Source organism: Paenibacillus sp. JNU01 (assembly GCF_059130585.1).
Map to the genome: position 1 here is coordinate 2,820,175 of NZ_CP169723.1, position 14,284 is coordinate 2,834,458.

At 46.4% G+C, this 14,284-nt stretch carries 11 protein-coding genes; 1 reads left to right on the top strand and 10 read right to left on the bottom strand.

Going from position 1 to position 14,284, the window contains the following annotated elements; genetic code table 11:
* The first annotated feature begins 15 nt into the window (after positions 1 to 15).
* Entirely contained in the window at positions 16 to 396 is a 381-nt protein-coding gene (locus NLBNIHML_RS12335; protein WP_339257378.1) for a DUF2614 family zinc ribbon-containing protein, read from the top strand.
* Between the two features lie 270 nt (positions 397 to 666).
* On the opposite strand, the gene NLBNIHML_RS12340 is transcribed toward NLBNIHML_RS12335, so the two are convergent.
* The 10 genes from NLBNIHML_RS12340 to NLBNIHML_RS12385 form a co-directional block, all read right to left on the bottom strand.
* Positions 667 to 2,397, bottom strand: coding sequence for a glycosyl hydrolase family 18 protein (locus tag NLBNIHML_RS12340; protein WP_494354465.1), 1,731 nt, complete (start codon positions 2,395 to 2,397; stop codon positions 667 to 669).
* A 141-nt stretch (positions 2,398 to 2,538) separates the two neighbouring features.
* A complete protein-coding gene (gene perR / locus NLBNIHML_RS12345) occupies positions 2,539 to 2,961 on the bottom strand; it encodes a peroxide-responsive transcriptional repressor PerR (RefSeq protein ID WP_026081471.1) in 423 nt (140 codons plus the stop codon).
* A 167-nt stretch (positions 2,962 to 3,128) separates the two neighbouring features.
* Positions 3,129 to 4,538, bottom strand: a complete 1,410-nt coding sequence (locus tag NLBNIHML_RS12350; protein ID WP_494354466.1) for a DUF4097 family beta strand repeat-containing protein — start codon at positions 4,536 to 4,538, stop codon at positions 3,129 to 3,131.
* 26 nt (positions 4,539 to 4,564) lie between these two features.
* Positions 4,565 to 5,158, bottom strand: a complete 594-nt coding sequence (locus tag NLBNIHML_RS12355; RefSeq protein WP_339237670.1) for a hypothetical protein — start codon at positions 5,156 to 5,158, stop codon at positions 4,565 to 4,567.
* Positions 5,159 to 5,305: 147 nt separating this feature from the next.
* Positions 5,306 to 6,016 (bottom strand): MgtC/SapB family protein, encoded by a 711-nt coding sequence (locus NLBNIHML_RS12360; RefSeq protein ID WP_339237672.1) that lies wholly within the window; start codon positions 6,014 to 6,016, stop codon positions 5,306 to 5,308.
* A 32-nt stretch (positions 6,017 to 6,048) separates the two neighbouring features.
* The gene (locus NLBNIHML_RS12365; RefSeq protein ID WP_342571055.1) at positions 6,049 to 6,513 is read right to left on the bottom strand and encodes a GNAT family N-acetyltransferase; all 465 of its coding nucleotides are present in this window, start codon (positions 6,511 to 6,513) and stop codon (positions 6,049 to 6,051) included.
* Between the two features lie 96 nt (positions 6,514 to 6,609).
* The gene (gatB, locus tag NLBNIHML_RS12370; protein ID WP_494354467.1) at positions 6,610 to 8,049 is read right to left on the bottom strand and encodes an Asp-tRNA(Asn)/Glu-tRNA(Gln) amidotransferase subunit GatB; all 1,440 of its coding nucleotides are present in this window, start codon (positions 8,047 to 8,049) and stop codon (positions 6,610 to 6,612) included.
* Positions 8,050 to 8,075: 26 nt separating this feature from the next.
* Complete coding sequence (gene gatA, locus NLBNIHML_RS12375) at positions 8,076 to 9,533, bottom strand: Asp-tRNA(Asn)/Glu-tRNA(Gln) amidotransferase subunit GatA (protein WP_036667997.1); 1,458 nt, start codon at positions 9,531 to 9,533, stop codon at positions 8,076 to 8,078.
* Positions 9,534 to 9,560: 27 nt separating this feature from the next.
* Entirely contained in the window at positions 9,561 to 9,848 is a 288-nt protein-coding gene (gatC, locus tag NLBNIHML_RS12380) for an Asp-tRNA(Asn)/Glu-tRNA(Gln) amidotransferase subunit GatC (RefSeq protein WP_036607033.1), read from the bottom strand.
* Positions 9,849 to 10,122: 274 nt separating this feature from the next.
* The gene (locus NLBNIHML_RS12385; RefSeq protein ID WP_494354468.1) at positions 10,123 to 14,241 is read right to left on the bottom strand and encodes an S-layer homology domain-containing protein; all 4,119 of its coding nucleotides are present in this window, start codon (positions 14,239 to 14,241) and stop codon (positions 10,123 to 10,125) included.
* Positions 14,242 to 14,284: the final 43 nt, after the last annotated feature.

Below are 14,284 nucleotides of genomic sequence, written 5' to 3' on the forward strand. Positions count from 1 at the left end.
ATAGGAGCATTTTTCATGATTTTTAAATCAGCAAAAATTAATGCTTTTCGCACTTGGGGATTACTACTGACCATGCTAGGGATGGGCCTAATGATACTGGGAACAGCAGGAATTGTTTTCTGGGGACATGCTGGCAAGGTATTCGCAGCTGTAGGACTTGTCATCGGATTGATCGCCATGATGGCCAGTCTAGCCATTTATTTCTGGGCGGGTATGCTCTCCACCAGCGCAGTACAAGTCGACTGTCCGGAATGCGGGAAGTTAACCAAAATGCTGGGCAAAACGGATCGATGTATGTTCTGTCATACCATCCTCACCCTGGATCCTAATAAGGCCAATATGACCAGTCAACAACTGAATGCGCCTTCCACAACAGTTCCCCCCACCGATGGTTAGCACGAAATGATCTCCAACCACTAAATGTCTTTGCCCTAATTTCATTGAAGAACAAAAAAAAGGCCCGGTATGTCTACCGGACCTTTTTGGACGTTTCTTATCAGTAAGTCCTTGTTGCTGTTATCAATAGCTAAGATATGAAATTAAGTTATGATTCCTTATAGCTATAAAATGCTAGATTACATGTAAGATGGTATCAAGCGAGAGCGACTTCTGGCTTAGCAGAGAAAAACAAGAGAAGCCATTCGTCGAACACCGAGCATGAGCCTATTATTTCTGGTAACCGGCCTGCTTCAATACCTCCCATACAGAGGCATTAGCAAAACTCCGATTCCATGCCGCTACTCCGCCTAGCTTCAAGGAAGCGATCAAATCCACGCGCGCCTGAAGGGACACGGCATCTTCGATCCATATTTTCTTGGTAGCTCCTTCTTCCTCATATTCCACATAGTTTTGTCCACTTGCCTGATCCAGTTCGGGTTTGAGTTTCTTTTCTTGGATCAGTTCCACGATGGTATTCATGCCTATCGCTTTGGAAGACACTTTAACCTCCCCTTGATCATTCTTCTCTTCCGTCCAGATTCTTGTATAGAGCGGAACCGCCATGATCAATTTGCTAGAAGGCACTTCATCCTCCTCAAGTATGCGTCTCATGGAAGCCTCAGTCCATGGGAGAGACGCTACCGACCCAGCCTTGGGACTGGCCGCCCAATGTTCATCATAAGCCATCACAATGACATAGTCTGCAAAAGAACCTAATGCACGGCGATCCAGAAAGGCGGACCACATTTCACTGTTCGATTTTGGTGTTACATCGATCGATAACATCAATCCATGTATGCGTGCCATCGCCTTGATCTCGCGCACAAACTGCGTAATATTCGGCCCGTCATCGGTATACACGTTCTCAAAGTCGATATTGATCCCATCCAATTGATACGTCTGTGCATACTCCAACATCTGCTCAATAATATGAGTACGTGTCTCGTAAGAAGCGACAGCTTCTTTGGTAACGTCCGGGTCAAAGCTGTTATCCATAAGTCCCCATACTTCCATACCCGAACGGTGAGCCCAGTTCACATAAGCTTGGTTTCCCTTGCTTTTCACCGTGCCCTGTCCATCCGTAATGTGAAACCATGTGGGGCTGACCACATTCACACCAGGCATTTTACCGATAGAGCCCACATCAGGCTGACGGTTGTACACGGCTTCCCAAACCAGATTTACCGGTTTATTCTGCCACTTCTTCTCTGCTGCAGTCAGCGTATACTTGGGCGTGTCCACCCTCTTTTTCTCCGTGAGTGCAATATGATCATTATCTACATATCCGGCATATCCATTATCGAGTTGGACAAAACTCTGTTCATCACCTGTCTGCCATACACGTACCCTTGCATCCTTTTCCATATCGGCAATGATTGGTGAGGATTCTCCCCCACGTTTATATAACGGCACCGTCTTATCTGCTTTGGATGACAGCGTATCAATCTCTGCATATTGTATCGTGTCTCCTCCGCGCATCAGCAGTACAGCACCTGTTACCGAATCTTCCTGTATGGCGATGCCGTACACTTCCTTCAATGGTTTGAGCGGAATGTATGCTTCTCCATCCTTCACCTCAGGTTTTACGGTCATAGGATAATCTTTGTGATTAAGTTCTGCTTGTGTGCTGTCCTCTTTCATATGAAGAACTCGCTGAGGGGAGGCAATAATGATATCGCCTGAATCTGGTTCGTAACGTATGCCCGCATCAACTGCTTCTTGCAGCACCTTTACAGGCAACTTGAGTTGATCTCCTGTATCCAAGGCGTCTCCATCCATCAGTTGCCCATCTACAAAAATAGGCTGGCTTCTCCCTACCCAATCGGGGTCTTCATGGATCTGGTTCAACCATACATTTGTTATAAGCCAGTAAGCCCCTCCAGCGATCAGACAAGCCCCGAGAAAACCGGGCCAAAATGAACGTCGCTTCTGACGTGTATATCTGCTTTTTCTACCCAAACGTCTACCTCCGTTAATTATGCTGAATCATAAGGATGTGCGCATAAGTTGTTTTAAAAATGAATGTTTTGCATAAATGCTAAAAAAAAACGTGAAGAATCCATACTGAATTCTGCACGTTAATATTGTAATTCAACTCTCTTAATCCCTGCAACTTTTGCAAACGCCATACACTTCCAATCGGTGGCCGTGTACTTCAAATCCTGTACTAGACTCCGCCTGAAGCTCTACACTTTTCAGTGAAGGATAGCTAAAGTCTTCAATCTTGCCGCATTGATCACAGATAACATGATAATGATCCGTCACATTGGCATCGAAGCGGCTTGAATTATCTCCGTATGTCAATTCCCGGACCATGCCAGCTTCCAGAAACATCTTCAAATTGTTATATACCGTTGCCACGCTCATACTGGGAAATTGGGGTTCAAGGGCTCGGTAAATTTCATCGGCTGTCGGATGCCCCATGGATTCCATCAGATAGTTCAATATGGCATGACGCTGGGGTGTAATACGGACACCGGTCGTTTTCAGATGCTCCAACGCATGTTGGACACGTGTTGCCATAAAACCCACCGCCTTACCTTTCATTCTCTGGTGAAGAGTCATTAACTGTCTCCTCGCACAGAGTTGATTCCCGGCCATGAAGAACGACAATCCATCTTTCATGCCGTGTAATCTTGCCAGTGTATATTTATTGTACGGCGATTACAAGTTTATTGTCAACGCGGCAGTCAAGGAACCTCTGTAGAATCATCCTGGGAATTTAGTCCGTCCTCGGTAGTCTGTTCCAGATTTTCAGCCGTATCTTCAGAATCAGGTGGGACTGTTTCAGGCGTAGATACAGCCGGGTTCCGCTGAATGGTAAGATCGCTATTTCCTTCGATTTTCACCCTATACTCACCTTCGCCCAGCTGCCCTTCTATGGTTTTGTTCTGTACTTTGAAAGGCAGATCGGTACTTAGATCTCCATAACTGCTGGAACCCGCAAGACTGTAGTCTCCGCGATCAGGAAGTAATACGTTAATGGCTCCCACAGCACTGTACACATCCCAGTCTCCCCCGACTTTGGAAGATACAATGTTAATACTGCCATTAAGCGATTGAGCTTTGATACCCAGATTGGCTCCATCCAGCGTAATATTACCGTTACGTGTCTCTGCGGTGAATTCGCCTACGGAGTCTGCAATACTGATACTTCCCACTTGTGTGGTTAGATCGACATCACCGGATACCCCTCGAGCCTTCATGTCTCCACGGTTACTGTCCAGATCTACATTACCAATGGCGTTGGCTACAATGACATCTCCGTTCAAGGTTTTCCCTGAGATATCTCCAACAGCATTGGTAATCCGGATACGTCCGTTACCCGTTTCGGCCAGTATGGTACTAATCGCTTCCGGACGGTTTAATAATATGGCTCCATTAGAAGTTCGAATATCCAGATTAAAACGACGATCATCTGGGATTGTGATAGTAAGATTCATACGTGGCTGCGTTTTTTCATTATCTCCATACGTCTTGCCTGTAGCCTTGATATGAATGACTTTTGTACCATCGGTCTCTACAAAAGAGGCTGCTGCAACCGCCTTTGCCTGTACTTCCGTCGTCTGATCTACCCAGACAACCGTTCGTACCTCAATCTCCTCCGTATCACCCCGTTGCACCGAGATATCTCCGTTGACACCTTCGACTACAAGATCCGACGTATCCATGCGAACAGGTACACGAATCGTGCCCTTATCCTCCATATATCCTGCCGCTTGACTGTAGTCCATGGATGCCGCTCCGAGATTTAGACTTACTCTATTCCATAAGTGCATGTAGTGATCCTGCTCGGTGACGATAAATACGGAAGCCGCCAAAATCAGTGAGGCCAGAATGCCTTTGGCATCGGGTCTGAAACGTACTTTGACTTGTTCATCAGGATTGCTCGGCTTATCCGATTGCACTTTTTTCCTTCTGCGCGTCCAGAGGAACAGCACAATATATTCAACACCTAGAACAACGAGCAAAAATGGCCACCAGTCCACCATCTCATATACATAGTCAGTTCCCCACCGTTTATCCATAATCAACAGCACACCGACCGCTACGATTAAGGCGGCAGCCGTATAGCGGCCAACCCGGACTTTACGGTTCATCACGTTCCCTCCTTGTATCGCTTCGACTACAATTTTTTCTTGTTCAACATGACCCAGAACTCACGCCCAAACAGAAGCAAACCTCCTGCGATCATGAGAACCGCAAACGAATATCCGCCGTACATGGCAAGGATCTCTTGGAACCAGCGCGGTTTGCGGAAAAACAGCACCATCAATGATCCTCCCACAATTAAAAGTAATCCAAACGATATTCCTCTCTCCCAGACCATCATTGCATCTCGTATAGAACGTTCGTTGGATAATGGCTTGTCCGCGGTTGCCTGGGTTACGGCTCTACGTCTGCGCATCATGACCCAATCCGCAGATTGCAGTACATCATATACATTGTAAAAGTAAATAACCGGGATACACAAAGCCAGCAGGATAAGCAGTGGCACATTGATCTGTATACCAATGGATGAGAAGTAAAGCACTGCTGACAAGTCAAGCAAAACAAGCAGCATAAAGGTCAAACCTCTCATGTACAATCTCAGATAAATATGACCCAAGCCAGGTATAATGGCACTCAGTAATCCCGCAATAAACTTGTGAGTCCGATTCCTGATCGGTTTGCTCTGACCCGTGCTGTTCTTTCTGTTTGATTGACGTCTCCGTTTCATAACATACTCCTCTCTTCTGAACTGACCTTCCGCTCTTCATGCATTTGGTTAGATAGTACCCTAAAGAGCAAGGAGAGTAACTGGAAGAAATATGGATATGACCAAAAACCCTCCGGCACTACTGGCCTGGGGAGGGTTGTAATTCATTTATTCGACCGATACCTTGGTAACGTGTTCCCACTGTCTTAACTTGGATACCAAGCCTACCGTTTTGAAATCATGTGGTACCTGAACATGTAACACAATCTCAATTTTACGTTCAACTGACACCATCTCGGCATATGCCAGGTCTTGTTCATTCACGGTGATTTTACGAATTTTGATCTTCTCCTGTTCCATGCATGAGGACAGTTGCTCTAGAAAACCGGGTTCTGACAAAGTATGAAGTGTAACCACATGCAGTTTGTTCCCTCGTAAATACCTCAACTCTAACTTATTGAAGACCCATAGATTAAGCAATACCAGGACCGTTGATACGATGGAGGCAAAAAAGAATCCCGCACCTGCTGCAAGCCCAATGGCTGCAACAACCCAGATTGAAGCAGCTGTCGTCAGTCCGGTAATGGATTTACCAGTGAAGAGAATTGTTCCTGCTCCCAGGAATCCAACACCCGTAATTACAGCAGTGGCCAGACGTGCTGGATCGATCCTTACATTTAATTCATTAGCAAAATCTTTAAAACCATAAACAGACAACATCATAATTAATGCAGAACCAAGACATACCAGAATATGGGTACGCAAACCGGCCGCATGATTGGACCGTTCCCGCTCCAGGCCTACGAGCCCTCCAAGCAGCATAGCCAGCAATAATCGTAATAAAATGTGCCACTCATCAATGAACCAGGGATCGCCCAAAGTCGGTATTCCTCCTCAAGTTGTTCATATTATTAAAGTTTATTCTTGTGAAAAGTCGTTAATTCCACTCCAGGTGCAATCTGTGTGACTTCCACGGGATGAAAACCAAATCTGGTGTACAGATTGACAGCGGGTTGATTCAGCGTTCCTGTGGAGACGATATAACGCGGTAGATCCGCATGCTGTTCCAACACGTACGTCATCAAAGATGCTGCGATTCCCTTGCGAAAGTGATCCGGGTGCACCATCATACGTGTAATGGTCAGTGTATTCTCCTCTTCTTCCGCTACAGCGACAGCCCCGATAAGCTCTCCGTCATCATGGATACAGCCGTAAAAGCTCTCTCCACAATCCCGAAGTGTCTCCATCGTATCCATCAAAGGAGGAATCTCTTGAAATCCGATGATTTCGGCTTCCAATCGATAGGCCACATGTTGTAGTCTCCATAACTGCCCCAACATCTCCACATCACTCAATGACAATGGTTGAATGTTCATATCCGATCCCCCGTCCGAAATACATTTGTATCTATTAATACCAAAAAGAGGCTGTCACAGGGACGAGCCTCTTTCTGTCCGGCCTCACCGGAAGGATTAGCGGTTCAGTACATCTGCAAGCAGTTGGTTGGCTAAAGCAGGATTCGCCTTGCCTTTACTTTCTTTCATAACCTGACCAACAAGGAAGCCAATGGCTTTTTGTTTACCGGCTTTATAGTCTTCTACGGATTGAGGGTTATTCGCTACAACCTGCTCAACGATGGCAAGAATGGCTCCTTCATCACTAATCTGCACAAGACCTTTCTCTTCAACGATCTGCTGTGGAAGCTTACCGCTCTCCAGCATTTCCTTGAATACGGTTTTGGCGATTTTGCTGTTAATGGTGCCCTTCTCCAGCAGTCCGATCATCTCGCCCAAACCTTGACCTGTCAGTGGAACCTGAGTCACCTCAAGATTGCTCGTATTCAGGTAACCCAGCAAGTCACCCATAATCCAGTTGGATACGGATTTGGCATCCTGAGTGAATTTCAAACTATCTTCGAAAAGATCAGCGATAGCCTTGGAAGAAGTAATCACCTCTGCATCATAGCTAGGCAATCCGTAATCAGCCGTGTAACGAGCTTTACGTTCGTCTGGAAGCTCAGGTATGGTAGCCTTGATGCGCTCTTTCCAGGCTGCATCAATATGTAGCTTCACGAGATCCGGGTCCGGGAAATAACGGTAGTCATGCGCCTGTTCCTTACCACGCATCGACAGTGTTTTTCCTTGAGCTTCGTCCCAACGACGCGTCTCCTGAACCACTTCACCGCCATCGTCCAGAATTTCAGCCTGACGATATTGTTCATATTCGAGACCACGTTGAACACCACGGAAGGAGTTCATGTTTTTCAGCTCGGCTCTTGTTCCCAGCTTCTCCTGTCCATGTGGGCGCAAACTGATGTTGGCGTCACAACGCAGTGAACCTTCTTCCATCTTCACGTCCGATACATCACAGTACTGCATGATTGCGCGCAATTTTTCAAGATATGCACGTGCTTCTTCCGGAGAAGCAATCTCAGGTTCGGATACAATCTCTACCAGTGGAGTACCAACACGGTTGAAGTCCACCAAAGACGCGTATCCGCCATCGACATGTGTAAGCTTCCCTGCATCTTCCTCCAAGTGAAGACGCGTGATACCGATTCGTTTCGTCTCGCCGTTCACTTCGATATCAATCCAGCCGTTCTCACCGATCGGCTGATCAAATTGAGAGATTTGATAGGCTTTTGGTGAGTCAGGGTAAAAGTAATTTTTACGGTCAAACTTGCTGACATCAGCAATCGTACAATTAAGGGCCATCGCTGCCTTCATGGCGTAGTCTACCGCCTGACGATTCAGTACAGGCAGTACGCCCGGATGTCCGAGACAGACCGGGCAGGTATGGGTGTTCGGCGGAGCTCCAAATGCTGTGGAGCAGCCACAGAAAATTTTGGAGTTTGTATGCAACTCCACGTGGACTTCAAGTCCAACGACCGTTTCATATTTAGATGCGGACATTTCTATATTCCTCCGTTCCGGGCAGTCTACAGCTGCGGACGCTGCTTGTGGAATTCTGTATTTTGTTCAAACGCATGCGCTACACGCAATACGGTTGTTTCATCAAAGGCTTTACCGATAATTTGCAGGCCGACAGGCAATCCATCCGAGAATCCACATGGAATACTCACGGCAGGTACACCAGCCAGATTGACCGGAATCGTCAAAATATCGTTCAGATACATCGTAAGCGGATCATCCACCTGTGAACCGAGTTTGAACGCCGTAGTTGGCGCCGTTGGTCCGATAATCACATCATATTTGGCAAATACATTGTCGAAATCCTGCTTGATCAATGTACGTACTTTCTGTGCTTTCAGATAATAGGCATCATAGTAACCCGAGCTGAGTGCATACGTTCCAAGCATAATACGTCGTTTCACTTCGGGACCAAAGCCTTGACTGCGGGACTGATGATACAGATCCAGCAGGTTATCCGGATTGTCTGCACGCACTCCATAACGCACGCCATCAAATCGAGCCAGGTTCGAAGAAGCCTCTGAAGATGCGAGCAGGTAATACGTAGCGACCGCATATTCGGTATGCGGAAGGGATACTTCTTCCCATGTTGCCCCAAGTCCTTCGAGAACTTTCAATGCAGACAGAACGGTCTCTTTCACTTGTGGATCGACGCCTTCACCGATGTATTCCTTCGGAACAGCAATACGAAGTCCTTTAACATCACCTGTCAGTCCGCTCAAATAATCCGGAATCTCTACTTTTGCAGATGTCGAATCTTTCGCGTCATAACCGGCAATGGCTTGCAATACATAAGCAGAATCTTCAACATTTTTCGTCAAAGGTCCAATCTGATCCAAGGATGAGGCAAATGCAACTAAACCAAAGCGGGAAACAAGTCCGTATGTCGGCTTCAATCCAACAACACCACAATACGAAGCAGGCTGTCTGATGGAGCCGCCTGTGTCTGATCCGAGCGTGAAGTATGCTTCTCCCGCAGCCACAGCTGCTGCAGAACCACCGCTGGAGCCTCCTGGAACACGATCAAGTGCCCATGGATTACGTACAGGGGAGAAACTTGAGTTCTCATTGGAGCCACCCATGGCGAATTCGTCCATGTTGAGTTTACCAATAGTCACGGTGTCCGCAGCTTTCAATTTTTCGACAACTGTTGCATCATACACCGGGTCGAAATTACGTAGAAATTGGCTGCCGCACGTCGTACGCAGTCCGTTCGTCACGATGTTATCCTTAATTCCTACAGGCAGGCCGAAAAGCAACCCCTTCTCCTCACCGCTAACCAGACGGTCATCCAGTTGACGTGCACGAGCGCGTGCTTGTTCTTCATCCAGTGCCAAATACGCCTTAACCTTATCGTCATGCGCACCAATATTCTGATATGCCTGATCCACCAGATCGCTGACCGACAGCTCTTTGGCATGCAGCTTGTTATGTAACTCAGGCAACGATTGTTCAAATAAACTCACAGTGTTTGTCCTCCTTCCGGTTGTCCGTTATTCCATTACAGCAGGCACTTTAAACTGCCCGTCTTCTTCTTCCGGTGCATTGCGCATCACCTGTTCAATCGACAGGCTTTCTTTGGTCTCATCTTCACGCATGACATTGCTTACGTGCAGAACGTGAGTGGTGGGTTCGATGTCTTCCGTATCCAGCTCATTCAGCTTTTCTGCATATTTTAAAATCGCGTTCAGCTGACCTGTCAGGGTCTGTTCTTCTTCAGCAGTCAAGTTGAGTCGGGCCAGCTTGGCCACATGCTGAACGTCATTATTCGAAATACTCATTAGCGGATGCCTCCTTCATTCGTTCTGATTCCCGAAACGACCTGAAACGAATCGCTCGTTTAACGGGCTAAAGTCTCAAGATAACTTTTTTCATTATAGGTGAGATAGTTCGACAATTCAATGCAAATGACCTGTCCTCCATACTATCCAATATTCGTTCTTGTTCATGACTGCCAAAAAGGCAGCGCTAAACGCACTGCCCTTGGTTACCAACCTGATTAGAATTAATACTAGTGCGTGTTCAAAAAAAGGGTGGACTTTTGGAATTACTTTATTAAATTAGACCTGATAACTGCAATAGCCGTCGAACAAGCACAGCCGTCTCTGCCCGAGTAATCATAAATTTCGGAGATATGTTCTCGTTACTTCGACCAGATACAACTCCAGCTTGCAGACTGATGTTCACCGCTTCTTTGGCCCAATCGGATACTTGATTCATATCGGTAAACCGTGAAAGATCTTGGCTCGCATTTATATCCAGCTTACGATCCAAGCCAGTGATTTTCATCGTCCGATGAATTATCATCATCGCTTCCTCACGAGTGATATCCTGTGCAGGATGGAACGCACCGTCTGTATAACCATCGATGAGACCATAATCAGTCGCAGCGCTAACTACACCTGCATACCAATCACTTGGACTCACATCGCTAAACTCGTTATTAGCTGTATTGCTTTGCAGCCCCAACGCTCTTACCAGAACAGCCGTGAATTCAGCACGTGTAATACGCTCATCTGGGTTAAATATTGTATCTGTTACTCCACGAACAACCATACGTGAGCCCATATCGTTTACTTCTGCTTCTGCCCAGTGCCCCGAAACATCCGTGAAAGTTCGTGGATTCCAGACCAGGCCATATACACTATTGGTCAAACTATTGATCTTCGCATAGTTCACACCGTTAATATTCGAAATCTTGGTCGGTACATGACGCATGCTGCCATCCTTCTCAACAACTACTCCTGTCGTCACCTTCATGGAATCACTCTCATTAGGCAGTATTATTGCTCGTTCCACATACTCGTTAAATCGGTCTACACTCACAGATTTACCCTCATATGTGGCTGTGATATTGAATTCTAACAGCGAACCAATCAAGCTAAAGCCGTTTACACGGCCTGCTTCCTCCACTTCGGATACGCGATCTGCAGAAGCAGGAGAAATTTGCAAATGAAGAATCATATCTTCAAGGTGGCTATTCGCGCCAAGTTGTTGGGCTAGCATACTAACATCCACCAAGCGGGAAGGCAAGGAATACGTAGCCGCATCTGTCTGCAGCACAAGTACAGCTTCTTGATCTGCCATGAACTTCACTAATCTTCCGGTCAATTCACCATTAACCCGGGCCTTATCGCCGCTTTGCACAGGAAGGGTCACTACGGCACTCTTGCCTTCAACCTGCAATTTTTGCATGACAGCCTGCTCGTCGACGGTCAAAGTCAACACATTCTGCCCATTCAATTGAGTTTTACTCAAGGTTCCAACTGTTTCTGGCTTTCCATTCACCAAGATCGTGACACCCGAGTTGGTTGTTCCTCCGCCTGATGGTGATGCACCTGTCGCTCCACCTCCCGAACTTCCAGAACCGCCAGATCCACCTGAACCCCCAGATCCATCAGAACCTCCGGAACCTCCTGACCCATCAGATCCACCATGATTTGAAGCAGTCCACTTCGCATACAAGGTTACATTAGATTTTCCTACGAGCAGAACATCCCCTGCACCATAGCTATGTCCACTACCATCCGCAGCCGTATTCCATCCTGCAAATGCATATCCTGTCTTCACTAGATTACCTGTGTTACCGAGAATGGTAACCTGCGATTGTGACTTATACATCTGGTCATCTAAAGGTACATTTCCTGATGAAGCCCCGTTACTGTCATATCGAATTTGATAACTCTTAGATGGAACATAGGACATCACTGTAGATTTGGGTGCACTAATTCCATCTCTAAAAGAAAGGTAAAGGGCCCCATCTTTGTTAATCGCCAGTCTGGTATCCATTGCAATTCCTTCTGATACTCCAGCTCCCCCTAATGGTTCCCAGCCATTCACCTCGTCATATTTCATAACGGTTGCTTTATTACCAGTGGCAAAGTCCATATACGCCACATACGGACTTCCTTCTTGGTCAACCACCATGGAAAGAAAAGTGGCTTGGTTTTCAGAGAAATGGGGCTCTCCAACCGCTGTCCATGCTCCCGAGCCCGTGTATTTTACTACGGTTGGCTTAAGTCCATCGTAGCCACCTGTATATGTAGCATACACCGTTTCGTTCTGATCCACAGCGAGTGCAATTTCAGCCACATTTTGTTCAGTAAACGCACGATCGCCAACCAATGACCAAGAATCATCCGCTTCGTTATATCGAGTAACAGATAATTTGAAGCCTGCATTAGTGTCACTGTATGCAGCATACAGAATACCGTTTGGACTCATTGCCAGTACGCCGCCCGCCGCGCCTGCCAGATTGTAACCCGTGTTACCGATGTAGTCCCATTGATCTGACTCGCCATTATACTTCATCACCTTAAGTTCATAACCCGTATTAGGTGCAACATAAGGCTCACCGTTAAGATCGAGTTTCAAATCAAGACTCCTTAAACTATTTTGAGTGAAACCTGGCGAGCCTACAATATTCCAGCCCTCCTGCTCCGTGTACTTCATAACGGTGGCACTGCCAATATGATTTCCATCACTAAAGGCAACATATATTGTTCCATTCTGGTCAATTGCTATTTTATTTTTGGATGCAGGACTCTGGGTAAAGCCAGGTTGTCCTACAGGCACCCATCCACTATCTTTGCTATATTTCATTACAGTCGCTCTAAAGCTATTAGCACTATCCGTAAATACAACATATGGCGTCCCATTCACATCTACTGTAATATCCTGATCAAAAGCCATTTCCTCCGAGAAGCCTGCTTGACCAAGAATATTCCATTTGTCTTCATCTAGTTCCGGGTCTGTACCTCCAGAAGAAGAAGGTGTCCAAACCGCATATAGTGTTACGTTAGAAGAACCCATTATTAACGTATCGCCAGCACCATAGCTCGTTCCGCTTCCATCACTTGCTGTGTTCCAACCAGCAAATAGATAACCCGCTTTTCCCAAAGCCCCTAAGTTATCTTGAACGGTTACGTCTGCTTGTTTATTGTATTGCTGATTATCAATTGGTGCACTACCTGCCTGAGCTCCATTCCCATCGTACGTGACTGTGTACGCAGGTTTCGATCCAAATTTCATTACGGTCGCTTTGGATTGGTTAGATGCATCCTGATAAACCACATAGGGTTTTCCATATTGAGGATCTAGTGCCAGGGCAGGCGTAGATACTACTCCCGCTGAGAAACCCGCTTGTCCCACATACTGCCAACCTTCTTGCAAACTATAACTCATAACGGTTGCTTTATAACCGTTTGCATTATCCTTAAAGGCAACATAAATTACACCCATTTGATCCACAACAATTGACGGTGAAGAAATCAAATCTGGAGAGAACCCCCGGTCACCAACGGTTTCCCAGCTTTCTGTCTCACTCTTGAATGTCATTACAGTCAATTTAGATGTTTCGTCACTAAATGCGATAAACGGCCTGCCTGAGGGGCTTAGTGCGAGCACGGGAGAGGATGTAGATCCGGGCGATATCCCTGCTTGTCCTAGCACTTCCCACGTATCAGAGCTATATCTCATCACTGTCGTATTGGATGAACTGTCCTGAAAAGCTACATATGGTATACCTGCTTGATCAAGAACTAACGATACCGCGTTTTCAACTTCCGGGGAATCATCGTTAATTCCTACCAAACCCCATCCTGTTGATTCGTTGTATGCCATTACTGTTGCCTTACCACTGGCTCCGTCCTTAAAAGCAACATACGGATTGCCTGCCTGGTCTAACGCTAGTGAAGGGTAGTTTGCCCTGTCTGAGGTGAATCCTGCTTGTCCAACCAATTCCCAACCATTTGTTGCACCATATTTCATGACTGTCGCTTTACCATCAGCACCGTTGTCCTGATAACCGATATATGGAGTACCCTGTTGGTCCAGCACGAGTGTAATTCCACTTGCTGATCCGATCGATAAACCTCTCTCACCAACAAGCTGCCAGCCATCGGAGACACTATACTTCATCACCGTCGCTTTGTAATCTGCACCTATATCCGTATAAGCAATATATGTATTACCTGATTGATCAACCGCCAACTTGGGAGCAGAGGCTTCTCCTTCAGAAAAACCAGCATTTCCAAGCGCTGCCCATTCTTCATCAACAGAAGCATAGGCCTGATCTGCAACCCATGTCGGAAAGATTGGAACCCCTCCCAACATGACTAAACAGGCTAACAACATCACAATAAATTTTTTCCCATTTTGATGAATCCTTTTCATTTTAATATCTACCTTCCTCTCCTAAGTATGATTGATAGGGATT